This window comes from Streptomyces sp. NPDC050287 (genome assembly GCF_044459385.1).
Taxonomy (GTDB): Bacteria; Actinomycetota; Actinomycetes; order Streptomycetales; family Streptomycetaceae; genus Streptomyces.
The window spans coordinates 571,828-596,608 of sequence record NZ_JBITIY010000004.1 but is presented as its reverse complement, the minus strand read 5'-3'; the positions used below and the strand labels follow the sequence as shown (position 1 = coordinate 596,608).

Here is a 24,781-nt window from a genome sequence, read left to right as displayed (position 1 = left end):
GCCGCAGCTCCAGCCACCTGGGGTGTCATCGCTTCAGGAGTCGTACCGACAGACCTTCCGCCGTGTAGACGGGTACGGCCCGCAGGGCGTCGGAGTTCAGCTCCACGCGGTCGAACTGGCCGCGCAGCACCGGGGCACCGAGCACCCGGACCGTGCGTCCCGCGGCCGGAGGCCGCTCGGCGTCCAGCCGCAGGGACAGCGTGCTGCCCCGGCCGAGCACCGCCCGGCTGGTGACCTCCAGCACCGGCTCCTGCCCGGAGCGCAGCGTCACCTCAAGGGTGCCCGACTCCTGCGTGTACGTGCCGTGGACCTGCAGCGACCTGCTCGGCTTCAGCGTGCCGCCCTGCACCCGCACGTCCCCGTGGCCCAGCGCGTGCGCCGACCCCGCCACCAGGACGCCGTCCGCCAGCACGGTGCCGCCCGTGTACCGGTTGTGGCCGGTCAGGGTCAGCGTGCCGGTGCCGCGCTTGGTCAGTGAGCCGTCGCCGTCGATGTCGTTGCGCCAGCTGTCGGCCGCGTTGAAACCGCCGGCCGCCGCGTCCAGGGTGACGGTCACGTCGGAGTCGAAGGCGCCGTACCCGTCCGCCGCGGCGAACAGGTTCACCCGCCCCCACTGCTCGAAGCCGTCCAGCAGGACGTACCCGGACGGCAGCGCGGTGCTGCGCAGCACCGCGCGCCGCTGGGCCGCGTCCAGGTAGGGCAGCCGCGTCTCCAGCAGCACCTCCGCGCCCTTCGGTACGGTGAGCGGCTCGTCGCGGCCGCGTCGGGTCAGCACGTACGTCAACCGGGGTGTGACGGCACACTCGTTGGCGTCGCGGTCGGCGTAGGCGTCGGAGGGGTCCGCGTGGGCGTAGGCGTACAGGGTGTCCGCCGTCGTGCCGGTCTGGTCCTGGAAGTACGCCAGGGCCTGGGCGCGTGCCGCGGCCTTGAGGCCGGCGTTCGCCGGGTCGGCCAGGGTGGCGGCGGCCAGGGCGGTGGCCATGATCCGGCCGCCGAGGACGTCGACCGTGGAGTGCATGCCCGCCATGATCCGGGTGTGGCTCAGCTCGAACGCCCGGGTCACCAGCTCCTGGTAGCGCTCGGGCACCGCGTACGCGAAGGCCAGCGCCGCCAGGTGGAAGGCGTTGGTGTGGCCGCTGGGGAAGCCGCCGTCGTCGACCGGGGAGGTGCTGCGCTGCCGCAGCAGCTGGGGCGCGACGATCACCTTCGAGTCGTAGACCGGGTAACCGAGCGCGTCGGTCCGCCCGGTGTCGACGACCTCGCTGTCCTCGTTCATGCGCCACGGACGCGGGTACTGGAAGGCGTACTTGCCGGGGTTGCCGGAGGCGAACGGGCCGCGGACCGTGTCGACCAGTTCGGCCACCTTGCCGAGCGCCGAGTCGTGCGAACCCGCGCCGAGCGCGGAGCCGGCCGGGGCGTCGGCCGGTACCGCGTCGTCGATCTTGGTGGGCGGTGTGCCGTCGGGCGCGCCGGTGATCGACGTGACGGCCCTGGCACCCGTCCGGTACAGGTCGGCGAGCGGACCCAGGCCCGCGATCATCGCGTAGCTCTGGTGCTGGCGGTCGTAGAGGAACGCCTCCTTGGCCTGCGCCTCGGTGCGCGCCGACGTGATCCGGGCGCAGTAACGCATGTTGGCGCGCAACACCTCGGGCATCAGCGGTGTGCCGGTGTTCCAGGCACCGCCGGTCTTCCACACCGCCGCCATGCCGCCCAGGACGCGGACCACGGCGTTGGTCTCGGGCGTCAGGTTCGCCATGACGTTGGTCCGGTAGTCGTCGACGAACGCGGCGGGGGCGCCGGCCGCCTTCGCGTCGGCGGCGGCCAGCCACGTCACGAAGGTGGGCGCGGCCAGCACAGCGGCCGAGGCGCCCAGCGACGACGTGAGGAACCCCCTTCGGTTCAGGCCGCGTTCGCGGACCGACGAGGGGGAACGGTGCCCGGCTGGTGACGGCATACGTCTGCCTCTCTGGAGTTCTGCGGCCCTGTGGCCGGAGGAGGAGGATCGAGCGCGGCTCACGGTGCGGCACGACATAGGCGTCGCTTGCGCTGTCCCGAGCCGTACGAGCGAAGATCTACGGGCGGGTCGTGTCGGATCAGGGAGGATCCGGCGTCCGCCGCATGTCATACCAGTGAACGCGCCATCGCCACGGCGCCCTCGACCGGCGGCCCGTCCAGGCGCCGGGGCCGGGCCCCGGGCACGCTCGTGGCCAGGGACGCCACGAAGGCGTCGTAGAGGGCCCTCTGGGCGAGGACCGTGCTGCCCGCGACCACGACGTCGTCGACGGGCACGCCGCGGGCGGCGAGCCGGGCGACGAGCGTGGCCAGTGAGCGGCCGCCGTCGGCGATCACCGCCCGGGCGAGCGCCGATCCCGCCTCGGCGGCGGCGAAGACGACGGGTGCGTGCCGGCCCCAGTCGGCGGAGGCGTGCGGGGCGTTTTCCAGGGCGGCGCCGAGGCCGGGTACCTCGTCGACGCCGAACGCGGTGATCAGGTTCTCGGCGAGCGCGTCGGGTTCCTCGCCGCGGTCGTGGGCCGCCCATACGGCGCGTACGGCCTCGCGCACCAGACCGGCCGAGCCGCCCTCGTCGCCGAGCAGGGCGCCCCAGCCGCCGACCTGCACAGCAGTGCCGTCGGGCAGGCGGCCGACGGCGACGGAACCGGTGCCCGCGACCAGGCCGACACCCCGGTCGAGACCGGCGGCGGGCACCAGCAGTTCGGCGTCGCCCATGACGAGCGCGGGCGCGTCGAAGTGCAGGTGCAGCGCGGTGCGGATCTGGGCGCACTGGCGGGGCGTCTCGCAGGCGTGCCCGCCCACGGCGACGGCGGACGGGCGGGTGCCCGCCGGCAGCGTCCCGGCGACCAGTGCGGCCAGCCAGCCGGCGGCGGCCACGGGGTCGTGCGGACGCCAGCCGCTGCTCGGGCGCACGTGGTCGGCGACGCAGGTGCCGCCCGCGAAGGCGCGCAGGTGCGTCTTGGTGCCGCCCACGTCGATGCCCACCACGAGCGGGAACGAGAGGGGGGTGTCCTGCACGAATCCTCTTTCGTCGTTGCGCTTGGCTGCGACGGTGGGCGAACCGTGCCTGAGGGATGGGGAGTTGTTGACCTAGGGAAGCCCCGGGACGGGCTTCTGACGGGCACGGCAGGCGAGTACCGTGACGTTCGTTAGGAAGTTAACTAACGAAGTACAGTGCCTGTCAAGAGGCTTCGCGCACTCGACCACCGAGCGGTCCCACCGGGCCGCAGCGGGGCGGGAACCGCGGCGCCAGGGCATCTCATCGCCGCGTCCCACGGAGCCGTTCGGACGGGGAACGCGGCCTTGACCCGGGTGGGAGAACTGTGGAACACGACGTGCTGAAAGCCCCGCGCCTGACCGAGAGCGCGAGCGCGGTGTTCGCCGTGCTCGCCGGGGCGGGCACGGCGACCCGGCCGCAGCTCGCGAGCCTGGCGGGCCTGTCCAAGCCGACGGTGTCCTCCGCCGTCGCGGAGCTGGAGAGTGCCCGCCTCGCCGCCCACTCCGGCACCTCCTCCAGCGGCACCGGCCGCACCGCCGCCGTGTACCGGCTCGGCCCGGCCGCCGGCGCCGTACTCGCCGTCGACCTGGGCCCGGCCTTCACCCGGGTGCGTGGCTGCGGTCTGGACGGCACCCTGCTCGCCGAGGCCACCGGCGCGCGGGAAGCGGCCGCCGGCGTGGTGCGCGAGGCCCTCGACGCGCTGCCCGCCGACGCCCCCCTGCGCACCATCGTCGTGGCCGTCGGCGATGTCACCGCGCCGCAGAAGGAGGGCGCCGGGATGCGCCCCGCGACCGCCAAGGCGGGCCCCGTGTTCGACGCCATGGCCGTCGCACTGCCGCCGGGTGTGCCCGTCCACCTCGAGAACAACGTCAACTGCGCCGCGCTCGCCGAACTGCACGAGGGCGCCGCCCGCGGCCGTCACACCTTCGGTTATCTGCGGATCGGCGTGGGTATCGGCCTCGGCATCGTGGTCGGCGGGCGGGTGCTGCGCGGAGCCAACGGGGCCGCCGGAGAGCTGGCCCGGCTGCCCTACCCCTGGGACGACGACCGCGAGCCCCGCCAGGAGGCGCTGGAGGAGTACATCGGCGCCCGCTCGCTCCTGCGCCGGGCCGCGGGGGCCTGGCAGGACACCGACGGACCCTGCCCGCGCACCGCCGACCAGCTCTTCGCCCTCGCCGGACAGGGCCACATCGCGGCCCGCGCCGTCGTCGCCCGTCACGCCGCGGACGTCGGCCGCCTCGCCGCCGCGGTGACCGCCGTACTCGACCCTGGACTGATCGTGCTGGGCGGCAGCACCGGCGCGGATCCGCAGCTCCTGCCCGGTGTGCGGGCCGAGCTGGGGCGGCTGAGCTGGCCCACCGAGGTGGTCAGCAGCACGGTCGGTGATCTCGGCACCGTCGTGGGCGCCGCCCGGCTCGCGGTCTCCCGAGGAGTCCAAACCGTGACCGAGGCCGCGGGGGAGAAGGATTGACGGCTTCCGACTCGATCTGCCAATGTCCGGACAAGCGCTTTCTAGGTCGGCCGGGACGCCGACTCCGGGTGAGCCTCCCGCCCGTACTCGAAGTACGGCAGCCGCACGAGGGCGTGCTTGTGCGACGACGGCCCTCAGGGCCGGGGACCCCACCCGTCAAGGCGACGCGGCCGGGCGAGGCCGTGCCCCCGGAAAGCGGAATTCCCCGCACAATGCACCCGTGCCGCCTCGGCTGGCGCCGTGCTTCTTCCGCTATCACGAAAAGGGATCGAAAGATGACCACTGTGGGTGTGCGGCGCTCCCGCCGACTCGGCCGCGGCGGCATACGCCGCCTGGCTCCCCTCGCTGCCGTGGCCACGGCAGGTGCCCTGCTGCTCTCCGCCTGCGGGTCGGGATCCGGCTCGGGCGGGAACTCCAAGTCGCTGACGTTCTGGATCTCCACGGTTCCGGGGCAGGACGCGGGCTGGAAGAAGCTGGTGACGCAGTACAAGAAGGAAGCCGGCGTCTCCGTCAAGCTCGTCAACATTCCCTACGACGGCTACACGACGAAGCTGCACAACGCCGCGCAGGCGAACTCCCTGCCCGACGTGGCGGCCGTGCCGGCGCTGGACCCGATCTGGTCGAGCAAGCTGATCGACCTCAGCTCCATCGCCAACAACAAGGGCAACAAGATCAACTCCAACTTCCTCGCCAAGGACTCGTCCGGGAAGGTGCTGGCCATCCCCTCGGACGTCACCGCGTCCGGCCTGTTCATCAACGAGACGCTCTTCAAGAAGGCCGGCGTCTCCGTCCCGGCCTCGCCCCAGAAGACCTGGACCTGGACCGACTTCATCGCGGCGGCGAACAAGGTCCGCGAGAAGACCGGCGCCAAGTACTCCCTGACCTTCGACCAGTCGCCGTCCCGGCTGCGCGCCATGGTGTACGAGATGGGCGGGAAGTACGTCCACGCGGACTCCTCCGGCAAGTTCTCGGTGGACAGCGCGACCAAGAAGGCCGTGAACACCTTCGTCGGATGGAACGACAACAAGACCATGCCGAAGTCGGTGTGGACCAGCGGCGCCGACCCGGCGGCCATGTTCCAGAGCGGTGACGTGGTCGCCTACTGGTCCGGCGTGTGGCAGGTGGCCGCCTTCGCGGAGAGCATCAAGAAGTTCGACTGGGCGAGCGTTCCGACTCCCGCCGAGCCGGTCCAGGCCAGCGACGTCAACAGCGGCGGCCTGATGGTGGGCTTCAACAACAACGGCGCCGCGGCCACCGCCGCGCAGAAGTTCATGTCCTGGATCTACGAGCCGGACCACTACCGCGAGCTGTGCGAGGCCTCCGGATTCCTGCCGGTCGAGAACGGTCTGAACCCGAAGTACCCCTTCACCTCCGAGGCGGCGCAGGCGGCGTTCAAGCTGTACAACGAGGAGATCCCGCTCTACGCCCCGATCTCCGGCTACTTCAACAACGCGCAGACGCAGTGGGTGCTGAAGGGCAAGACCATCACCGAAGACCCGACCAAGACGGAGCTCGGCAAGGCGATCAACGGCCAGCAGTCGGCCGACAAGGCCCTGCAGAACATCGTGGACGGCTACAACCAGCAGGTCGGCGGCTGAGCGCAGGCCGGCGGGCCCGGGCGGCGGGATCAGGACCGCCGCCCGGCCTCGGGCGCCCACGTGATGCCGGGCTCATGGCGTGAGCCCACAGGAACCCATTCCACCAGCACGGAGTCAGGAAGATGACAAAACGCGCCTCGGACGTGTCCGTGAGCCCGCCCAGGAGACGCAACAGGTACACCGTTGCGCCGCTCGTCCTCATCGCGGCCAATGTCGTGCTCTTCGCGCTGTTCTTCGTCTGGCCGGCGGTGATCGGGCTCGTCTACTCCTTCACGAACTACACTGGCGTGGGGACGTTCCAGTTCATCGGACTGGACAACTACCACAACCTGTTCGGAGACTCCACCTTCTACGGCGCGCTGACTCGGACGCTGCTGTACGCCGTGCTCATGGTTCCGCTGAACTTCGCGCTCTCGCTGCTCGCCGCCAACCTGGTGGTGAGCAAGCACGCCAAGGGCTCGTCGGTCGCCCGCGTCCTTTTCTTCATCCCGTGGCTGCTGTCGCCCATCGTCGTGGGTGTCCTGTGGCGGTGGCTGTTCGGTGAGAACTTCGGACTGGTCAACTACGTCATCGAGAAGCTCGGCGGAAGCGCCGTCCCGTGGCAGTCGAACGCGGACCTGTCGTTGATCGTGGTGGTGGTGGCAGCAGCCTGGTTCTGGACGGGCTTCACGATGCTGCTGTTCATCGCGGCGCTCAAGAACGTACCGGTGTCGTACTACGAGGCGGCCTCGCTCGACGGCGCCGGCCCCTGGCGCCAGTTCATCAGCATCACGCTGCCGAGCATCGCGCCCACCTCGTTCATCGTCATCCTGCTCAACACGATCAACGCGATGAAGGAATACCCGCTGTTCGTCGCCCTCAACAACGGCGGACCCGGATCGTCGAACAACCTGCTCGTCCAGTACATCTATGAGACCGGCTTCAAACGGGGCCAGATCGGCTACGCGAGCGCCGCGTCATTCGTGCTCATGCTCATCCTGATGGCCGTCGCGATCGTCCAGCTGATCGTCAACCGGCGGGTGGAGAACCGATGACAACCACAGACATGCCACGCCCGGTCGACGCCGATGCCGGACGGGCCGTTTCCAAGAAGCGGCCCCGCAGCACGGGCGTCGGTGGGCTCCGGCGGGCGGTGCCCGCGACGACACTGCTGTGGATCCTGGCGTGCCTGTACGGGTTGCCGGTGCTGTGGTTCATCCTCAGCTCCCTCAAACCGGCCGGGGATCTGTTCTCCTATCCGCTGACGCTGGTTCCGCACAACCCCACCCTGTCCGGATACCTGACGGCGTGGCGCAGCGCCAACTTCTCCCAGTACTTCCTCAACACGACCATCGTGTGCGTGATCACGACGATTCTCACGGTGGGTGCCAGCTGCTGCACCGGGTACGCGCTGGCCAAGTACGACAACAAGTGGCTCAAGGCGTTCTTCATCTGCATCCTGGCCACCACGATGCTGCCGGGCGAGGTCATGCTCGCCCCGGAGTTCCTGGTGGTCCGCAACCTCGGCCTCTACAACTCGTTCGCCGGCATCATCTTCCCGGCCGTGCTCACCGCGACCGGATGCTTCATGTTCCGCCAGTTCTTCCTGACGGTTCCCGACGAACTCGTGGAAGCCGCGCGCATCGACGGCGCCCGTGAACTGTCGATCTTCCTGCGGATCATGGTGCCGCTCTCCCGGCCCATCATGCTGACCCTCGCCATCCTGTCCTTCCAGTGGCGGTGGAACGACTACATCTGGCCGCTTCTGATGCTCAACGACCCCAACAAGTTCACCGTGCAGATCGGCATCCAGAGCATCGTCGGCGCGCAGAGCATCAACTGGTCGGTACTGCTCGGCGCATCGGTCATCTCCATGATCCCGCTGATCGTGATCTTCCTGGTCTTCCAGCGCTACGTCATGAACGCCGACATCAACGCCGGACTGAAGGACTGACCTTGCTCACCCCGCTCGACCACGATTTCGTCCGCGCGGTGGCCCGCGCCGCCGACCGGCTGGCCGCCCCGCTGGCGGCCGGCCCCGACGAGGAACCCGCAGGTGTGACCCACCGCGTTCTGGCGCGCCGGGTGAAGACCCTGGTCGCGGCATACCGTTCCCCGGACTCGGCACTGCACGGCAGCCGGCAGGCCGTCGCCGCCACGATGACCCACCTCCGCGCCCTGCGGGCCGCGCAGACCGCCACCGGCCTCTTCGCCGGCGGCGACAACGTGCAGTCACCGCCGGACTCCGCGTTCACCGTCAACGACGTGTGCGACGCGCACGTCCTCGCCGTCGGCGCGGGGCCGGAACTGCGCCACGTCACGGCCGCCCTCGCCGAGATCGCCCGCGCAGCCTCCGGCAGTCTCCTCACCGGTGGGGTGCACACCCCGAACCACCGCTGGGAGCTGTGCGCGGCGCTGGCCCGGCTGCACCGGTCGTTCCCCGACGACCGGCTGCTCGACCGCGTCGAGGAGTGGCTCTCCGAGGGCGTCGACATCGACGCGGAGGGCCTGTACTCGGAACGGAGCGCCAACTACGCGGCCCACGTGTCCAACCCGTCGCTGCTGCTGCTGGCCGAGGTGCTCGGCCGCGCCGACCTGCGGGACGCCGTCGAACGCAACCTCGCCACCACCCTGGACCTCATCAGGCCGGACGGCACGGTGGAGACCGTCCACTCGCGACGGCAGGACCAGAACCACCCGTTCCCGCTGGCGCCCTACCTGCCGCACTACCGGCTGCTGGCGATCCGGACCGGCCGGGGCGACTTCAGCCGGGCGGCGCGGCTGGCGGCCGCCGGCGGCGTCGACGACCCCGACCTGCTCGCCGACACCCTCCTCACCCCGGACCTGTGCCGCGCGCTGCCCGCGCCGGCCGTGGAAACACTGCCCCGCGACCGGTACATCACCACCGCCCGCCTCGCCGCACGCGCCTCGGCCACCGCGCACACCGCGGTGTACGGCGGCTCCGACGTGCCCGAGCACCGGCGCATCCGGTCGGGCCTCGCCTGCAATCCCACCTTCCTGCGCCTGTTCGCCGGCGACGCCGTCCTCGAAGCGGTCCGTCTCTCGCGGGGATTCTTCGACCTGGGCCCGTTCCGCGCTGCCGGCATGGAACGGCTCGCCGACAGCCGGTACCGGCTCACCGAAACCCTCACGGCCGCCTACTACCAGCCACTCCCACCGGACCAGCGCCGGACCGACGGTCTCTACCGGATGGCGGACGAGGGACGCTTCTCGGCCGCGATGGCCTTCCCGGACCGGCCTCGGGACGAGGTCTCGCACACGACCCGCGTCGAGGTGGACCTGAGGGACGACGGTGCCGACCTGCGGATCGACATCAGCGGACCACGGGTGCCCTGGGCCCTCGAACTGACCTTCCGGCCGGGCGGCGTGACAGAGGGTGCCGTACCGATCGGCGACGGACGCTGGTGCCTGACGACCGGGCCGATGACCTACCGGGTCGGCGACGACGAGATCCGGGTCGAGGCCGGCGTCGAGGCAGGCGAACCGCTCGCCGGACCGGACCGGAGCGACGTACTGCGGTACGACCCGGGGCAGGACTACACCGTGGTGGGCGGCACCGACGCGACGACGGGGAACCACGTCTACATCGGTGGACTCGGCCCGCACACACTGACCGTGGCGCTGCGTGCCCGCCGGACCGGACCTGTGGTGTGACTCCGGCGGCTGCGTGCTCGTCGGCCCGCACCTGTCGGGTGACCCCGACACCCATGCCATGACCACCTCAGGCATGAAGGGCTGACCCCCGTGAACCTCCCGTGCCCTGCCCTGCACCGTCCTCGCCGATGTCGTCGAGCAGGCCCTGGGGGGCGGGGCGCGCCCGACCCGTCAGTGGGTCAGCCCGAGCACTCCCCAGCCCCGCCGGGCGGTCTCGTCGACGACCTCGGCCCACTGGCGCACCAGGGCGTCGAAGGCGCCGAAGTCCGGGATCCATCCGTCCGGGCGCCAGACCTGGACGTCATAGGTCGCGCGAAGCCCCTCCAGGAGCGGTTCGGCCCGGGCCCAGTGGGCGGCGAGCGACGGCAGCGCGGGCGGTGGACAGACAAGCAGGCGAGGTGGCCCGCAGGGCTCGGGATCGGAGGGGAAGAGACGGCCCTCGGCCTCATCGGTCTCATCGGCCTCGCCGTCCACGTCCGGTCCCCACCAGATCAGCCTCCGCAGGAAGCCGTCCAACGGCTCGCGCAGCGCGGGCTGCGCGAACTCCCGGGCCTTGTCCCAGCCGTCCGCCGCCCAGAAGTGCGGCTTGTACGAGCCGAGGGTGCCGCGGAACTCGTACCGCCCGCTCCACGGCACCTTCGGCGAGGCGGGGAACACCCAGCCCACCTCGGGCTCCGGCAGCGGGCAGGGCTCCTCATCGGGTGCCATGGCCTCGTACAGGAGATCCTCCCGCTCACCCGCCGGTGTCCGCTCCAACTGCCCCCAGTCCACCGCCAGTACGGTGATGTCCATGCCCATCCGGCCACCCTACGAGGTCGCGGACCACCAGGTCCGCCCGCTCCCGTGTGGCCGCGACCAGTGCGGCGTTGGGCTGGTCCGAGCGCAGCACCCAGGCCACCGCCTCCCGGTGGGTCTTGCCGAACTCCTCGTGCCGCGCGACCAGTCGGCGCAGGCGCTCGTCCTCGTCGAGGTCGCAGAACCACACCTCGTCCAGCTCGGCCCGGACCCGCCGCCACGCTCCCGTGTCCAGCAGCAGGTAGTTGCCCTCCGTCACGATCAGTCGGGCGGTCGGTGGCACCGGGATCGTCCCCGCGACCGGCTGCTCGAGCACCCGCTCGAAACCGGGCGCGTACACGATCTCGTCGTCCGGCTCCTGGGTCCGCAGACGCCGCAGCAGCGCCGCGTACCCCGCCGCGTCGAAGGTGTCCGGCGCGCCCTTGCGGTCCCGCAGGCCGAGCCGGTCCAGTTCGACGTCGGCGAGGTGGAAGCCGTCCATGGGGACATGCGCCACCCACGGCTCACCGGACCCGTTCAGTGCCCGCACGAGCTGCTCGGCGAGGGTCGTCTTGCCCGCGCCCGGGCTGCCGGTCAGGCCGAGGAGCGCACGGCGACCGGGGCGCGTGAGGGCGCGGGCGCGGGTGAGGAGATCGTCGAAGGTCAGCGGCACAGAGCAGAGTCTGTCATCCGGCGCGGGGTGAGAGTTCGCCGTGAAGTGCCTCCACTGTGGCGTGCGCCACTCACTGGAGACGGTTTCGCGGGGAACCGTGTCCTTATGACGGAGCTCGGTCTACCCGAAACCATCCTGGCCTGCCTCTTCGATCTGGACGGCGTTGTCACCAGGACGGCCGTGGTGCACGCGGCCGCCTGGAAGGAGATGTTCGACGCGTTCCTGCGAGAACGCGAGGGCGAGCACTTCCGGCCGTTCGACGACAAGGACTACGACGAGTACGTCGACGGCCGCCCCCGCGCCGACGGCGTACGCACCTTCCTCGCCTCCCGCGGCATCGAACTGCCCGACGGCGATCCGGGCGATCCACCGTCCGCCCGGACCGTGCACGGACTCGGCAACCGCAAGAACGACCTGGTCCTGGAGAAGATCCGCACCGACGGAGTGGAGGCCTACGACGGCACCCTGCGCTACCTGGCCGCCGTCCGCGCGAAGGGCCTCGCCACCGCGATCGTCTCCTCCAGCGCCAACTGCCGTGACGTCCTGCGCGCGATCGGCGCCGAGGACCTCTTCGACGTACGGATCGACGGTGTGGTGGCCGCGAAGCGGAAACTGCCGGGCAAGCCACGCCCCGACACCTTCCTGGCCGCCGCGAAGGACCTGGGCGTCGACGCCGCCCGCTGCGCGGTCTTCGAGGACGCCCTGGCCGGCATGGACGCGGGCCGCTCCGGCCACTTCGGCTACGTCGTCGGCGTCGACCGGGTCGGACAGACCGACAAGCTGTACGCGCACGGCGCGGACGTGGTCGTGAAGGACCTCGCCGACCTCGACGAGCTGGGAGGCAAGGAGTGATCAAGGACAGGGCGTACACCGTGGAACCCTGGGCCGTCCGGGAGACCGACCTCGACCTCGACGTCCTCGCCCAGAGCGAGTCCGTGTTCGCGCTGTCCAACGGCCATGTCGGCTGGCGCGGCAACCTCGACGAGGGCGAACCGCACGGCCTGCCCGGCTCCTACCTCAACGGTGTCCACGAACTGCACCCGCTGCCCTACGCCGAAGCCGGCTACGGCTACCCGGAGTCCGGGCAGACCGTCATCAACGTCACCAACGGCAAGGTGCTGCGGCTGCTCGTCGACGACGAACCCTTCGACCTGCGCTACGGCCGCCTCGTCACCCACGAACGCACCCTGGACCTGCGCCGGGGCGTCCTGGAGCGGACCTGCGAGTGGATATCCCCGGCCGGGTCACAGGTCCGCGTCCGCTCGACACGGCTGGTCTCCCTCACCCAGCGGGCCATCGCCGCCGTCGCCTACGAGGTCGAACCCGTCGACAGCCGGACCCGTGTGGTGATCCAGTCGGAACTCGTCGCCAACGAGAGCCTGCCCGACCCCGACGGCGACCCGCGTGCCGCCCGCGCCCTGAAATCGCCGCTGGAGCCGGAGGAGGACTTCGCCTCCGGAACCCGGCTGCGCCTGGTCCACCGCACCCGCCGCAGCGGCTTCCGGGTGGCCGTGGCCGCCGACCATGTCATCGACGGCCCCGAGCGCACCACGACCGGCAGCGAGAGCAACGTGGACGTGTCCCGGCTGACGGTCACCTCCGTCCTGGAACCGGGACAGCGGCTGCGGGTGGAGAAGCTCGTCGCCCACGGCTGGTCGAGCGCCCGCTCCCGGCCCGCGATGAGCGACCAGGTCGAGGCGGCGCTGGCGGCGGCCGCGCACAGCGGCTGGCAGGGCCTCCTCGACGAACAACGGGACTACCTCGACGACTTCTGGGCCCGCGCCGACGTCGAGGTCGACGGCGACGAGGAGATCCAGCAGGCCGTCCGCTTCGCCCTCTTCCACGTCCTGCAGGCCGGCGCCCGCGCCGAGCAACGCGCCATCCCCGCCAAGGGACTGACCGGTTCCGGATACGACGGGCACGCCTTCTGGGACACCGAGACCTTCGTCCTGCCCCTGCTCACCTACACCGCGCCGGATTCCGTCGCCGAGGCGCTGCGCTGGCGGCAGAACACCCTGCCCGCGGCCCGGGAACGCGCCCAGCAACTCGGCCTGAACGGCGCCGCGTTCCCCTGGCGGACCATCGAGGGCTCGGAGGGGTCGGCGTACTGGCCCGCCGGTACGGCCGCCTTCCACGTCAACGCGGCCATCGCGGACGCGGCGGTGCGCTACGTCGCCGCGACCGGTGACGTCGACTTCGAGCGGGACACCGGTGTCGAACTCCTGGTGGAGACCGCCCGGTTGTGGCGCTCCCTGGGCCACCACGACCACCACGGCGTCTTCCACCTCGACGGCGTCACCGGCCCCGACGAGTACAGCGCGGTCGCCGACGACAACCTGTACACCAACCTGATGGCCCGGGCGAACCTGCTGGCCGCCGCCGACGCCTGCGAACGCCATCCCGACCGGGCGGCCCGGCTCGGCGTCGACGACGAGGAGAGCGCCGCCTGGCGGGACGCGGCAGGCGCCGTGCACATCCCCTACAACGCCGAACTCGGGGTCCACGAACAGCACGCCGGCTTCACCCGCTACCAGCGCTGGGACTTCGACGGCACCCGCCCCGACCAGTACCCGCTGCTGCTGCACTTCCCCTACTTCGACCTCTACCGCAAGCAGGTCGTCAAACAGGCCGACCTGGTACTGGCGATGTACATGTGCAGCGGCTGGTTCGAGGAGTTCCACGACGAGGAGCAGATCGCCCGCAACTTCGCCTACTACGAGCCGCTGACCGTACGGGACTCCTCGCTCTCGGCGTGCGTGCAGGCCGTCGTCGCCGCCCAGTCCGGGCATCTCGACCTGGCCTACGCCTACACGGCCGAGGCGGCACTGATGGATCTCGCCGACCTGGAGCAGAACACCCGCGACGGACTGCACATCGCGTCCCTCGCCGGTTCCTGGACGGCCCTGGTCGCCGGGTTCGGCGGTCTGCGCCGGGACGGTGACTCCCTCCGGTTCGCACCCCGGCTGCCCGACAGGTTCAGCCGCCTCGCCTTCACCCTGCAAGTCCTGGGGCGGCGCCTGCGGGTGGAGATCGGCCCGGACAAGGCCACCTACACACTGGTGTCGGGCGCCCCTCTGACGATCCGGCACCACCGAGCGCCCCTCACCGTGAACGGCGACGGCCCCGTCGTCCGCGCGATCCCACCCCAAGCAACCCGCCCGACCCCCGAACAGCCCCCGCACCGCAGTCCCACCGTCCGCTGATTGGGGGGAGCCACCGGATCAGGTCACTCACCTGGCCGAATACCGACTGCACAACCATCCACCTCGGGTTAACTTTGGCGTGTTTTTCAGTTAAACCGATCCTGCTGTCGGCTCGTCAGCCGCGGGGGTTGAGCCGCCCTACGACGCGTAGGGGTAAGGGGTGGAATGGTGAACGGCACGACCGCCATGCTCGTCGGTCTGCGAAGACGCGAACCGGCGAGCATGCCCAGCGCGTCCGGGCGGACGCGCTGGGCATGGCCACTCGCAGCCGTGGCCGCCGCCTTCACCCTCGCCCAACTGGTCCTCGTCGGACCGGGCCTGGGCCTGGGCTGGGACGAGACCGTGTACGTCAGCCAGGTCGGCACCCAGGCCCCGGCCGCCTTCTTCAGCGCTCCGCGGTCCCGGGGCATCTCCCTGCTGGTGGCGCCGATCGCGTCCTGGTCGACGTCCACCGAACTCCTGCGCGTCTATCTGGCCGTCCTCTCCGGTCTGGGCCTCTACCTGGCCCTGCGGGTCTGGCGCGGACTGTTCCCGATCCGCGTCCTGGCCGTGGCGGGCGCGGCGTTCGCCTCCCTGTGGGTGACCCTCTACTACGGCCCGCAGGCCATGCCCAACTACTGGGTCGCCCTCGGCGCCCTGATCACCGTCGGCTGCTTCGTACGCGTCCGCGCGGACCGCCTCGACCGGGCCGCCCTGTGGGGCATCGCGGCGGGCGCCATGCTCATGGCATGGATGCGGCCCACCGACGCCGTGTGGGTCACGCTGCCGCTGTTCGTGCTGGTGGCCGTGGGCCGCCTGTGGCGCCCGGCTCTCGCGCTGGTCGGCGGACTCGCCGCGGGCGCGGTGGAGTGGGTGATCGAGGCGTACGTCAGCTACGGCGGCCTCGGGCAGCGGCTGTCCGACGCCTCCGACATCCAGGGCGGCCTGGGCTGGAACTTCGCCGTCGACGACCAACTGCGCAGCCTCGGCGGACGGGCCCTGTGCCGTCCGTGCACCGGATCGATGCCCCATCCCGCGGTGATGGTCTGGTGGTTCGTCCTCCCACTGCTGGCCGTCGTCGGTCTCATGGTCGCGTTACGGGCCCGCCGCATCGAGCGGACACTGCTGCCCCTGGCCTGCGCCACCACGGCCGCCGTGCCCTACCTGTTCATGATCGGTTACGCGGCTCCCCGCTTCCTGCTGCCCGCCTACGCCCTGGCGGCGATCCCCGTCGCCGACGCGCTCCTGCACCTGGTCACCCGGCCGCAGGGCCGCTGGCGCCCGGTGGCGGCGGCCGTGCTCGCACTCGGCCTGGCCGGACATCTCGCGGTGCAGTACATCGTCCTGGAGCACACCGTGGACCGCACGGGCGCCGACCGCCGCGACTGGGCCCGCACCGCCGACGCACTGCACCGCCTGGGTGTCGAGCCGCCCTGTCTGCTCACCGGGCACGAGGCCATCCCCATCGCCTACTACACCGGTTGCTCCTCCGCGGCGACCGGCGGACACAACGCCAACAGCACCCGGGCGGACATCCTGCGTACCGCCCGCCGGATCCCGGCCGCCAACGTCACCCTGCCCGGTGCCAAGCCCCCGTCGTACGCCCGCGACTGGGACACCCACCGGGGCGCCGGAGTGGACCTCCACATCGCACCGGCGCCGGACGGGCCCGGAACGGGATGACGGGGGATCAGGCCGCCGTCGCCTCGGGGGAGCTGTGCCGCCACTGGTGTTTCCCGCTCGCCCGCACCTGGTAGGAGCCCGGATGTCGGATCACGGACGAGGGGGAGGGCCATGACAGGGAACGAGAACGGCGGGCGGTTAGGAGACGAGTTCCTCACCCCCGGCACATCGTCGTTCAGTGAGTTCCTGGCAGCGCACCGCCCGGAACTGCTGAGCACCCGCCGGATCCTCCCGCCCGGCGTGGTCGCCCCACCCGACCGGGTCCCGCACGGCACCACCGTGCTGGCCCTCACCTACCGCGACGGCGTCCTCATCGCCGGCGACCGCAGGGCCACCATGGGCAACCTGATCGCCCAGCGGGACCTGGAGAAGGTGCACCCCGCCGACGACCACACGGCCGTCGCCTTCGCCGGCACCGTCGGTCTCGCGCTGGACATGGTGAAGCTGTACCAGGTGGAGCTGACGCACTTCGAGAAGATCGAGGGCGTCGCGATGAGCGTCGACGGCAAGGCGCGCCGCCTGGCCGGCATGATCCGGGAGAACCTCGGCCAGGCCATGCAGGGCCTCGCCGTCGTTCCCCTCCTCACCGGCTACGACGCCTCGGCGCCCGAGGGCGAGAAGGGCCGCATCTTCAGCTTCGACGTGGCCGGCGGACTGTACGAGAAGACGGACTTCCACGCCGAGGGCTCCGGATCCCCGTACGCCCGGGGCGCGTTGAAGAAGCTGTTCCGCAAGGGCATGGACCGGCGCGAGGCCGCCCTCGCCGCGCTCCAGGCGCTGTACGACGCGGCCGACGACGACTCCGCGACGGGCGGCCCCGACATCAGCCGCCGGATCTATCCCATCGTCTCGGTCATCACCGAGGACGGCTTCGAGCGGCTGCCCGAACCGGAGACCGGGGAACTGAGCCGCGAGATGGTCGAGCAGCGCCGCACCAGGCCGGACGGACCGAACGCGACGCCGTGACACAGGCCCCCGTGACAGGCGGCTTTCCTCCTTCGTGGGGAAGACCTGTCCCGGCCTTTACCGCACATGACTTGCAGCTGCTCCAGGAGGGAACCAGGCTGCTGACCGCGGCCGTACCCCGTGGAGAAAGATCCTCCTCCCGATGCCGGCCGCCCCTGACTCCGCTCCGCCTCTCCTCCCCGCCGTCCCGGGACAGGCTCGGCCCGGCAGGAGTGGATCAGGGCGGGCGGGACGGCCGCCGTACCTCCGACGGCTCACGGATCGTCGTCGAGGTCGAGGCCGCCTGGCACCCGACCACGAACGGTGCGGCGCGCACGGCACGTCCTGGCTCGCTGTCACCGACGAAACCGACGGCGTCCACTGAGCCGGCATCGGGCCGGGCGGGCCTGCCGGCGGGTCCCGGTCGCGCTCCGTGCCGCACCGGTCCGCCCTGGACGGTGCGGAGCGCTGCCGTGCGAGAGTCTGCCTCGTTCAGGCCCGCAACCTGAACTCCTTGCGCCACTTGAGGAGTTGCTTCTCCGGATCGCCCGTGTACGACCACGGGGTCCGCGTGGCGAGCCGGCCCGGCATCCGCAGCACGGCGCCGGCGATCTCCTGGAGGCCCGCGTAACAGGCCGCGTGCGCGAGGTAGTTGAGGTCCCGCAGCTCGCCCGGCGCCACCTCGCTCTCGGTCCGGCCCATGATCCAGCGCTCCCAGGTGCGCCGTACGTCGCTGACCGGGCCGTCGTGCCTCCAGTGCTGCCCCAGACCCACGGACGTCCGGCCCTCCTGAGCCCCGGCCTGGGCGTACCGGTACTCCTCCACCCGCGCGTACTGCACCAGCACCGGCAGCGCGGAGCCGGGCGGGGCCACCCCCGCCGCGTCGCGGGCGAAGTCGTACATGAGGCCGTTCGAGCCGTGCCAGCGCGCGGAGTAGTAGTGCAGGATCTGCAGGTGACCCTCCACGCTGTACGGGTCGCGGCTGTGCAACTCGTCCCACCAGCGCCCCAGTTCCTGCCGGCGCACCCCACCCGGATACAGCCGGGCCACCGAGATCAGGGAGACCCAGGGCGTCGGGTCCTCCGGATACGCCTCGGCCGCCTCCAGACAGGCCAGCACCGCGCCGTCGATACGGTGCTGGTCGATCGGTACCCCCCGGCCCGCGTTGATGGCCAGGTTGAAGGCCCGGGCCGTCTCCGTGGCCGCGCGCAGCACCAGCGCGTCGCCGCGGTGCGGCTCGGCGGCCAGCCACGCCTCCACCGACGAACTGCTCGCGCAGGCCTGCGCGAGCAGCCGGACGCGGTGCCCGCGGGTGAGCCAGTGGGGGCCGGTGGCGTAGAGCAGTTCGCGCAGTCCCCGCCAGCGGCCGATGACGATGTCGTGGCGGGCGGAGCTGAGGGCCCTGTCCCCGCAGTCGGGGTCGAAGTCGGGGGTGAAGCTGTCGCGCGCCATCGGAGGTCTCCCTTCAGAAGTCGGTGGGCAGACCCTCGTGGAACCGGGAGTGCGCGGCGGCGGCGTCGTCGGGGACGTAGTCCGTCTCGACGGCGTGGGAGGCGTCCAGCCGGGCCGGCCCGTAGTACTCGCTGCCCTGCCGCCAGTACCAGAGCATCGGGATCAGACCGACTGCCAGTCCACCGATGCCGATGCCGACCGCGGCCGTGCTCAGCTCGCCCAGCGACTCGGCGAACACCCAGAACATGAACAGTGCCCCGAGCAGCGGCCACAGCCCGCCGAAGACGAAGTTGGCCGCCGACTTCAGCAGCATCTTGCGGTAGGCGACGACCACCGCGAGCCCGGCGAGTCCGTAGTACACGGCGATCTGCAGACCGATCGCGGAGATGGCGTCGGTGAGGATGTCACCGACACTGCCCAGGGCGTTGGAGGCGACCAGCATCCCCAGCGCCACCGTGCCGACCACCACGATCGCGACCCACGGGGTGTTCCAGCGAGGGTGGACCCGGCCCAGCGCGGACGGCATCGTGCGGTCCCGGCCCATCGCGAACAGCGAACGCGTGACCTGGATCAGCGTGGTCTCCAGCGTGGCGATGGTCGACAGCATCACCGCCACGATGAGCAGCTTGCCGCCCCAGCCCGGCCAGATCTCGTCACCCAGCGCGGACAGCACGTTGGCGTTGTTCCCCTCGATCTGCTTCGAGGACAGGATCATGTTCACGGCGATGGTGAACGCCTCGAACAGCAGGAAGACGATGCCGACCCCGATCAGGCCCGCGAGTCCGGTCGTACGGCGGCTGTTGCGGGTCTCCTCGCTCAGGTTGCTGGTGACGTCCCAGCCCCAGTAGTAGAACGCGGCGATGAGCGCGCCGGACGCGAAGCCTCCCATGCCGTCGAAGTGGCTGAACCCGAGCCAGGACCAGTCGAAGGCGAGGGCGTTGCCGGAGTGGAAGAAGGCGAGGACCGCGAAGAGCGCCAGGACGGCCAGTTCCACGCCGGACATGAGGAGTTGGGCGCGGGCGGTCAGCCGGGCGCCGCCGAGCACCACCAGCAGCATGACCAGGAACCAGAGTCCTCCGACCACTGTGGACAGCGCGGTGTTGTCGGAGAGCTTGTCGTCGAACAGGGCCAGTGTCATGGAACCTGCGGGCAGTGAGCCGGCCACCATGAAGATGGTCGCCGAGATCACCAGCGCCCAGCCGCTGATGAAGCCGAGAAAGGGGTGGAGCGTGCGCCCCACCCACGAGTAGCTGGCGCCCGCGTTCACATCGATCCGGCCGAGGTAGCTGAAGGCCAGCGCGATGCCCAGCATCGGTATCGCGCAGTACAACAGGGCGGCCGGACTGGCCAGTCCCACCGCACCGACCAGGACCGCGGTGGTCGCGGCCAGCGAGTACGCCGGTGCGCTGCCCGCGACGGCCATCACAACGGTGTCGACCATACCGAGGGCGTTGGCCTGCAGCCCTCTGCCCCTCACATTGCTCATGGTTGTGCTGCTTTCGGTCGTGCACGACGCGCGGACCATGAGGCCTCGACGACGTAAGAGGGCGGCGGGGGGTGGATCCGCCCGGAACCGGAGAGGGTTGGCCTCGGGTCAGGGGCGGTGAAAGCAGGGCGGCGGATACCGCTGCCCCCATGTCGGCAGCAGGTCACACCGTGGGTGCGAGTGATGATAGCGGCACTGATTGACGTTTCAAGGTTGACCGGTGAGTAACCTCCGCGGCCGGTCCCGGGCCACTTCCGCCGCCGGTGGGGATTGGGCTCCGCCTGGCTGGAAACGCGGTGTCAGGACACCGGAGTGAAACCAGTCGACGCAGTGAACGAGGGAGGCGGCCCATGGGCACCGAGCCGATGGCGGACGACGCGTACCAGCCCACCGGTACCAACGAGGAGCAGGAGGACGCGGCCCCGCTCGACCTGCAGGACGCGGTCGACGAGCGGACGTACGACGACACCCTCGACGAGGGCTACTCCCCGCCGGAGAAACCGCTCGGCGTCACCAAGTACGGCACCACGGCCGCCGAACAGCACGACGGGGAGAGCCTCGACCAGCGGCTGGCCCAGGAGGTTCCCGACGCCGGCGAGCCGGCCGGCGACGCGGTCGGCGACCTTCCCGGCGGCGAGGGCGAACCGGTCGACCCGGAGGCGGGCGGCGACCGTGCCGGGCGACTCGTGGCTCCGGACGAGGGCGCCCACCCCGACACCACCAAGGAGGCCGTCGCTTCCGACGTGGGCATCGACGCGGGCGCCGCCGGGGCCGAGGAGGCCGCCGTGCACGTCGTCGAGGACGAGGTCCTTCCCGAATGGCCCCCCGACGAGGAGGACAGCCCGGAGGCCTGAGCGGGCCGGCCTCAGTCCCCGATCCGGTCGATGAGACGGAGCTTGTTGGTGGCGTCCAGGGCCGCGACCTTGTAGGACTCCGCGAGCGTCGGGTAGTTGAACACGGCGTCGACCAGGTAGTCGACGGTGCCGCCGCACCCCATCACGGACTGGCCGATGTGGATGAGCTCGGTGGCACCGGTGCCGAAGCAGTGCACCCCGAGCAGGGTGCGGTCCTCGGGGGAGACCAGTAGCTTCAGCATGCCGTGCGAGTCGCCCATGATCTGTCCGCGGGCCAGTTCCCGGTAGCGGGAGACGCCGACCTCGAACGGCACCCGGTCCTCGGTGAGCTGGTCCTCCGTCCGGCCCACGAAGCTGATCTCGGGGATGGTGTAGATGCCGATCGGCTGGAGGTTGTGCATCCGGGGCACCGGCTCACCGCACGCGTGGTACGCCGCCGCCCGGCCCTGTTCCATCGAGGTCGCCGCCAGCGCCGGGAAGCCGATGACGTCCCCGACGGCGTAGATGTGCGGCACCTCGGTGCGGTAGTGCTCGTCCACGGTGATCCGGCCCCGGGCGTCCGCCGACAGGCCCGCCTTGTCGAGGTCGAGGTCGTCGGTGAGGCCCTGCCGGCCCGCCGAGTACATCACGGCGTCGGCGGGTATCTTCTTGCCGCTCTCCAGGACGGTGAGCGTGCCCCGTGGGTGGCGCTCGACGGCGGCCACGGTCTCCCCGAAACGGAACGTCACCGCCAGGTCCCGCAGTTGGTACTTGAGCGACTCGATCACCTCGACGTCACACATGTCGAGCATCCCGGCCCGCTTCTCGACCACGGTGACCTTGCTGCCGAGCGCGGCGAACATCGACGCGTACTCCATGCCGATGACCCCGGCGCCGACGATGACCATGGAACGCGGCACCCGTTCCAGCGCGAGCACGTTGTCGGAGTCCATGATGGTGCGCCCGTCGAACTCGACGCTGTCGGGGCGCGCGGGGCGGGTGCCGGTGGCGATCACGACGTGTTCGGCGGTCACCAGGCGTTCGTGGCCGGTGATCTCGCGTACGGCGACGGTGTGCGGGTCCATGAAGGCGGCCGTGCCGGCGTACAGGGCGACGTGGTTGCGGGACAGCTGGCTGCGGATGACGTCGACCTCGCGGCTGACCACGTGCTGGGTGCGCGCGGTCAGGTCGGCGACGGTGATCTCCTCCTTCAGCCGGTAGCTCTGTCCGTACAGGTCGCGCTGGCTGAGTCCGGTGAGGTACAGCACCGCCTCGCGCAGCGTCTTGGAGGGGATGGTGCCGGTGTGGATGGAGACCCCGCCGACCATGTCGGGGCGGTCGACGACGGCGACCCGGCGGCCCAGTTTGGCCGCGGCGATGGCGGCCTTCTGGCCCCCGGGTCCGGATCCGATGACGAGCATGTCGAAGTCGGGCACCCTCGGGAGTCTGTCAGTCCCCAGGGCTCCTCCGGAAGGGCGGACGGGCAATCCCGTCCCCGCTCCCGGCGGGCCTACGGCCAGGGCCGTACGCCCGCCTCGTGCTACGACACTACGGCCCTACGGCAGCAGTTTGTCGAGCGCGGCCGGGCCCTCGGCCGCCAGCTTGCGCCTGGCCCACTCGAGGGTGCGCGGGGTGAGGTCCTTGCCGGAGGCGAGCACCACGTCCTCGGGTGACACGTCCGTGCCGGTACGGGTGTGCAGCAGGGCGTCCGGGGTCGTGCGGTCCTCGGACTGCCCGGATGCTTCGGGCTGTGACGTCGGCATGATGTCTGCTCCTCGGATCCGGATCGTTCCTCGATCCCGGTTTCCCTCACCGGGCCCGATATCACCATTCAACGTCCACGCGCACCCCGCATCCCGAGCGGCCCGGAGGCGCTCGCTCCCGGGATGCCCCGGTGATCACCAGAGCGTGTGATGGGGATGACCGGGGATTTCGCCCGGCAGAGCAGGCCAGGCCCATGCCGGCGACGCAGACATCCGGGGAGGCGGGAGGGGGGGGGTAGTGTCACTCAGGGGGCTCAGGGGGCTCAGGGGGCTCAGGGGGCTCAGGGGGCTCAGGGGGCTCAGGGGGCTCAGGGGGCTCAGGGGGCTCAGGGGGCTCAGGGGCCTCAGGGGGTCCGGGGGCCGGGGGTTCCCAGGGGCTCCGGGAAAGTGGTGCGCCCGGCACTTCCTGATCGTCCTGGTGGCCCGTCTGGTGGCACTGGTGGCCCTCCGGACCCTCAACCGGACCCACGGCGGCACGTTTCTCGGACACCTTCTCCCCGCCCGGTGTGCGGTCCCAGGAGGGCCTCGACGCCCTGAAGCGGCACGACCCGGCGGCGGGCGGCTACGGCAGCCGGCTCGACCTGCGCGACCGGCAGGCATCGCTGGGATCGCCGGGCTCCCAGCCGGACGACCACAGTCGCCGACCTGCGGAAACCGCTCCCCATGGCGTGAGCTTCATCGGCAAGCTCGGCCTGGCCGCCGCCACGGTCGTCCCGGCCGTGCCAGGCGCGCTGACCCTGGTCCAGAGCCTGCCGGGCCTGATCGGCACCCGCATCGACCGCTACCGGGTGCGCCGCCCCGTCGCCGAGAACGACGCCGGCGGAGCCGAGATCCAGGGCGCCTGCCGCTACGCCCTGCGGGCTCGCTCGCCGAGGACGTGCTGCCGCGCTGATCATGGTGAGCGTGTTCGCCGCGTTCCTCGTCAGCGACAACATCGTCGTGAAGATGCTGGGACCGGGGCCGGCCCTCGTCGAAGGCGAAGTCGTACGCACGGCCGTCCTCGGTGGCCGTGTGCATGGCCTTGGCGTAGTGGTCGGTGAGGTCGGTCCGGTTGAAGGACGCGGGGTCGGTCGTCGGCCGGGAAGGGACGCCCAGCAGCGTCGAGCGGTTGAACCCGGCCCCGAGGACCGCGGCGACCGGGCCGGCCGGGGCCTTTAATTCGGCCTCACGGACCGCTTTGCCGGGGTAGCGTGTGATCCGACGCCCTGAGACCGACGGGAAGGAGGCGAGTGCCGTGCAGTTCACACCCACTGAGCGCTCCCTCTCCGTTGCCCCGGCGTGCTTCGTCTGACCGGGAGCGCTTCACGCAGTACGCATCCCGGAGGAAAACCCGTGACCGATCTGGTCATCCGCGCGCTCGACGAGCGCGACGCACCGCTCTTCGACACCCTGCCCGACCCGCTGAACGCCCGTGAGGCGCACCGGCTCACCCGGCACCGCCCCGACTGGAAGCGCGTGGCCCTGCGCGACGGCGAGGTCGTCGCACGCGCCGCCTGGTGGGGCGGCCCCGACGACACCGAACCCCTCAACGTCAACTGGTTCGACGTGGCCGAGGGCGAGGAGGAGGCGGGGGCCGAACTTCTGCGCACCGCACCCTGGCAGGTCGAACTCGAGATGAACCTGCCCGGCGGCTGGCGCGAGGACCCCGCCCTGCGCGCCGCCGCCGAGACCCGCTTCACCGCCGTACGGGACGCCGGCTACGAACTCCTGGTGGAACGCTTCCTGTACCGGTGGACCCCCGCGTGCGGGCTGCCGGAGCGTCCCGGGCGCCTGGTCTTCCGGCCCGAACCGGACGACGAGGTGTTCCGCGACGCCCTGCGCCGCATCCACTCCGTCACTCTGGACGCCCACGCCCTCAAGGCGATCGAGGAGGGCGGACTCGACCAGGCGGCCCAGGAGGAACTCGACTTCTTCCACTGGTGCCCCTCACCGAGGGAGTGGTGGCAGGTCGCCCACACCCACGAGGGAGAGCCGGTCGGTATTCACATCCCGGCGCACAATCCGGCGGGCCCCTGCGTCGGATTCATCGGGGTACTGCCGGACCAGCGGGGACGCGGTTACGCCTACGACCTCCTGGCGGAATGCACCCACTTCCTGGTCGATCGGGGTGCCGAGTTCGTCTCGGCCGCCACCGACCAGGGCAACTTCCCGATGGCCGCGAACTTCGCCAGGGCCGGCTATCCCGTCGTACGGGAACGCCTGAACTTCCACCTCGGCAACGACTGATGTTCCCCCTCGGCCGCAGCACCGGCTGAGA

The 24,781-nt window shown here is 71.2% G+C and carries 19 protein-coding genes and 2 pseudogenes; 12 read left to right on the top strand and 9 right to left on the bottom strand.

Features of this window, described 5'->3' with window-relative positions:
* Nucleotides 1-25: 25 nt before the first annotated feature.
* On the bottom strand, nt 26-1,954 hold the full coding sequence (locus ACIBK3_RS17650; protein ID WP_399366490.1) for a phosphatase PAP2 family protein: 1,929 nt from the start codon (nt 1,952-1,954) through the stop codon (nt 26-28).
* Between the two features lie 167 nt (nt 1,955-2,121).
* A complete protein-coding gene (locus ACIBK3_RS17645; protein ID WP_399366488.1) occupies nt 2,122-3,030 on the bottom strand; it encodes an N-acetylglucosamine kinase in 909 nt (302 codons plus the stop codon).
* 317 nt (nt 3,031-3,347) lie between these two features.
* Here ACIBK3_RS17645 and ACIBK3_RS17640 point away from each other — a divergent pair, with 317 nt between their 5' ends.
* From ACIBK3_RS17640 to ACIBK3_RS17620, 5 genes are all read left to right on the top strand, one after another.
* On the top strand, nt 3,348-4,481 hold the full coding sequence (locus tag ACIBK3_RS17640) for an ROK family transcriptional regulator (RefSeq protein ID WP_399366486.1): 1,134 nt from the start codon (nt 3,348-3,350) through the stop codon (nt 4,479-4,481).
* Nucleotides 4,482-4,756: 275 nt separating this feature from the next.
* Nucleotides 4,757-6,079 carry an ABC transporter substrate-binding protein gene (locus tag ACIBK3_RS17635; RefSeq protein WP_399366484.1) on the top strand — a complete coding sequence of 441 codons (1,323 nt, stop codon included), beginning with the start codon at nt 4,757-4,759 and terminating at the stop codon, nt 6,077-6,079.
* Between the two features lie 122 nt (nt 6,080-6,201).
* Nucleotides 6,202-7,113, top strand: coding sequence for a carbohydrate ABC transporter permease (locus ACIBK3_RS17630; protein WP_399366482.1), 912 nt, complete (start codon nt 6,202-6,204; stop codon nt 7,111-7,113).
* Complete coding sequence (locus ACIBK3_RS17625; RefSeq protein WP_399366481.1) at nt 7,110-8,012, top strand: carbohydrate ABC transporter permease; 903 nt, start codon at nt 7,110-7,112, stop codon at nt 8,010-8,012. The genes ACIBK3_RS17630 and ACIBK3_RS17625 overlap by 4 nt, the downstream gene beginning before the upstream one ends.
* A 2-nt stretch (nt 8,013-8,014) precedes the next feature.
* Nucleotides 8,015-9,733 carry a hypothetical protein gene (locus ACIBK3_RS17620; protein ID WP_399366479.1) on the top strand — a complete coding sequence of 573 codons (1,719 nt, stop codon included), beginning with the start codon at nt 8,015-8,017 and terminating at the stop codon, nt 9,731-9,733.
* A 171-nt stretch (nt 9,734-9,904) separates the two neighbouring features.
* Here ACIBK3_RS17620 and ACIBK3_RS17615 read toward each other — a convergent pair whose 3' ends face one another.
* Both ACIBK3_RS17615 and ACIBK3_RS17610 read right to left on the bottom strand, forming a co-directional pair.
* Nucleotides 9,905-10,525: a hypothetical protein gene (locus ACIBK3_RS17615; RefSeq protein WP_399366477.1), complete on the bottom strand. Its 621-nt coding sequence runs from the start codon at nt 10,523-10,525 to the stop codon at nt 9,905-9,907.
* A complete protein-coding gene (locus tag ACIBK3_RS17610; RefSeq protein ID WP_399366475.1) occupies nt 10,467-11,180 on the bottom strand; it encodes a nucleoside/nucleotide kinase family protein in 714 nt (237 codons plus the stop codon). The genes ACIBK3_RS17615 and ACIBK3_RS17610 overlap by 59 nt, the downstream gene beginning before the upstream one ends.
* 105 nt (nt 11,181-11,285) lie before the next feature.
* Here ACIBK3_RS17610 and ACIBK3_RS17605 point away from each other — a divergent pair, with 105 nt between their 5' ends.
* The 4 genes from ACIBK3_RS17605 to prcB all read left to right on the top strand — a co-directional run bounded on the left by ACIBK3_RS17605 (nt 11,286) and on the right by prcB (nt 17,011).
* Nucleotides 11,286-12,032, top strand: coding sequence for a beta-phosphoglucomutase family hydrolase (locus tag ACIBK3_RS17605; RefSeq protein WP_399366473.1), 747 nt, complete (start codon nt 11,286-11,288; stop codon nt 12,030-12,032).
* On the top strand, nt 12,029-14,383 hold the full coding sequence (locus ACIBK3_RS17600) for a glycoside hydrolase family 65 protein (protein WP_399366471.1): 2,355 nt from the start codon (nt 12,029-12,031) through the stop codon (nt 14,381-14,383). The genes ACIBK3_RS17605 and ACIBK3_RS17600 overlap by 4 nt, the downstream gene beginning before the upstream one ends.
* 165 nt (nt 14,384-14,548) lie before the next feature.
* The gene (locus tag ACIBK3_RS17595) at nt 14,549-16,045 is read left to right on the top strand and encodes a hypothetical protein (RefSeq protein ID WP_399366469.1); all 1,497 of its coding nucleotides are present in this window, start codon (nt 14,549-14,551) and stop codon (nt 16,043-16,045) included.
* Nucleotides 16,046-16,156: 111 nt separating this feature from the next.
* Nucleotides 16,157-17,011, top strand: coding sequence for a proteasome subunit beta (gene prcB, locus ACIBK3_RS17590; RefSeq protein ID WP_399366467.1), 855 nt, complete (start codon nt 16,157-16,159; stop codon nt 17,009-17,011).
* A gap of 471 nt (nt 17,012-17,482) precedes the next feature.
* Here the strand turns inward: prcB and ACIBK3_RS17585 are convergent, their stop codons facing one another.
* Together ACIBK3_RS17585 and ACIBK3_RS17580 are read right to left on the bottom strand one after the other, a co-directional pair.
* Entirely contained in the window at nt 17,483-18,442 is a 960-nt protein-coding gene (locus ACIBK3_RS17585; RefSeq protein ID WP_399366465.1) for a hypothetical protein, read from the bottom strand.
* 13 nt (nt 18,443-18,455) lie between these two features.
* Complete coding sequence (locus tag ACIBK3_RS17580; protein WP_399366463.1) at nt 18,456-19,928, bottom strand: APC family permease; 1,473 nt, start codon at nt 19,926-19,928, stop codon at nt 18,456-18,458.
* 350 nt (nt 19,929-20,278) lie between these two features.
* Here ACIBK3_RS17580 and ACIBK3_RS17575 point away from each other — a divergent pair, with 350 nt between their 5' ends.
* Nucleotides 20,279-20,782, top strand: a complete 504-nt coding sequence (locus tag ACIBK3_RS17575) for a DUF5709 domain-containing protein (protein ID WP_399366461.1) — start codon at nt 20,279-20,281, stop codon at nt 20,780-20,782.
* An 11-nt stretch (nt 20,783-20,793) separates the two neighbouring features.
* On the opposite strand, the gene sthA is transcribed toward ACIBK3_RS17575, so the two are convergent.
* Together sthA and ACIBK3_RS17565 are read right to left on the bottom strand one after the other, a co-directional pair.
* Entirely contained in the window at nt 20,794-22,197 is a 1,404-nt protein-coding gene (gene sthA, locus ACIBK3_RS17570; RefSeq protein ID WP_399366459.1) for a Si-specific NAD(P)(+) transhydrogenase, read from the bottom strand.
* A gap of 120 nt (nt 22,198-22,317) precedes the next feature.
* Nucleotides 22,318-22,524 (bottom strand): hypothetical protein, encoded by a 207-nt coding sequence (locus ACIBK3_RS17565; protein ID WP_030679916.1) that lies wholly within the window; start codon nt 22,522-22,524, stop codon nt 22,318-22,320.
* A gap of 665 nt (nt 22,525-23,189) precedes the next feature.
* Between ACIBK3_RS17565 and ACIBK3_RS17560 the strand changes: the two are divergent.
* A pseudogene (locus ACIBK3_RS17560) lies at nt 23,190-23,384 on the top strand (hypothetical protein); the annotation flags it as partial.
* Nucleotides 23,385-23,460: 76 nt separating this feature from the next.
* On the opposite strand, the pseudogene ACIBK3_RS17555 reads toward ACIBK3_RS17560, so the two are convergent.
* Nucleotides 23,461-23,667: pseudogene (locus tag ACIBK3_RS17555) on the bottom strand (beta-1,3-glucanase family protein); the annotation flags it as partial.
* A 189-nt stretch (nt 23,668-23,856) separates the two neighbouring features.
* Here ACIBK3_RS17555 and ACIBK3_RS17550 point away from each other — a divergent pair.
* A complete protein-coding gene (locus tag ACIBK3_RS17550) occupies nt 23,857-24,750 on the top strand; it encodes a GNAT family N-acetyltransferase (RefSeq protein ID WP_399366457.1) in 894 nt (297 codons plus the stop codon).
* Nucleotides 24,751-24,781: the final 31 nt, after the last annotated feature.

Bases quoted from the DNA above. Each gene is read 5' to 3' on its own strand.
- ACIBK3_RS17650 (WP_399366490.1), bottom strand. From the start codon at position 1,954: ATGCCGTCACCAGCCGGGCACCGTTCCCCCTCGTCGGTCCGCGAACGC.
- ACIBK3_RS17635 (WP_399366484.1), top strand. From the start codon at position 4,757: ATGACCACTGTGGGTGTGCGGCGCTCCCGCCGACTCGGCCGCGGCGGC.
- ACIBK3_RS17630 (WP_399366482.1), top strand. From the start codon at position 6,202: ATGACAAAACGCGCCTCGGACGTGTCCGTGAGCCCGCCCAGGAGACGC.
- ACIBK3_RS17625 (WP_399366481.1), top strand. From the start codon at position 7,110: ATGACAACCACAGACATGCCACGCCCGGTCGACGCCGATGCCGGACGG.
- ACIBK3_RS17615 (WP_399366477.1), bottom strand. From the start codon at position 10,525: ATGGACATCACCGTACTGGCGGTGGACTGGGGGCAGTTGGAGCGGACA.
- ACIBK3_RS17605 (WP_399366473.1), top strand. From the start codon at position 11,286: ATGACGGAGCTCGGTCTACCCGAAACCATCCTGGCCTGCCTCTTCGAT.
- ACIBK3_RS17595 (WP_399366469.1), top strand. From the start codon at position 14,549: ATGGTGAACGGCACGACCGCCATGCTCGTCGGTCTGCGAAGACGCGAA.
- prcB (WP_399366467.1), top strand. From the start codon at position 16,157: ATGACAGGGAACGAGAACGGCGGGCGGTTAGGAGACGAGTTCCTCACC.
- ACIBK3_RS17585 (WP_399366465.1), bottom strand. From the start codon at position 18,442: ATGGCGCGCGACAGCTTCACCCCCGACTTCGACCCCGACTGCGGGGAC.
- ACIBK3_RS17580 (WP_399366463.1), bottom strand. From the start codon at position 19,928: ATGAGCAATGTGAGGGGCAGAGGGCTGCAGGCCAACGCCCTCGGTATG.
- ACIBK3_RS17575 (WP_399366461.1), top strand. From the start codon at position 20,279: ATGGGCACCGAGCCGATGGCGGACGACGCGTACCAGCCCACCGGTACC.
- ACIBK3_RS17565 (WP_030679916.1), bottom strand. From the start codon at position 22,524: ATGCCGACGTCACAGCCCGAAGCATCCGGGCAGTCCGAGGACCGCACG.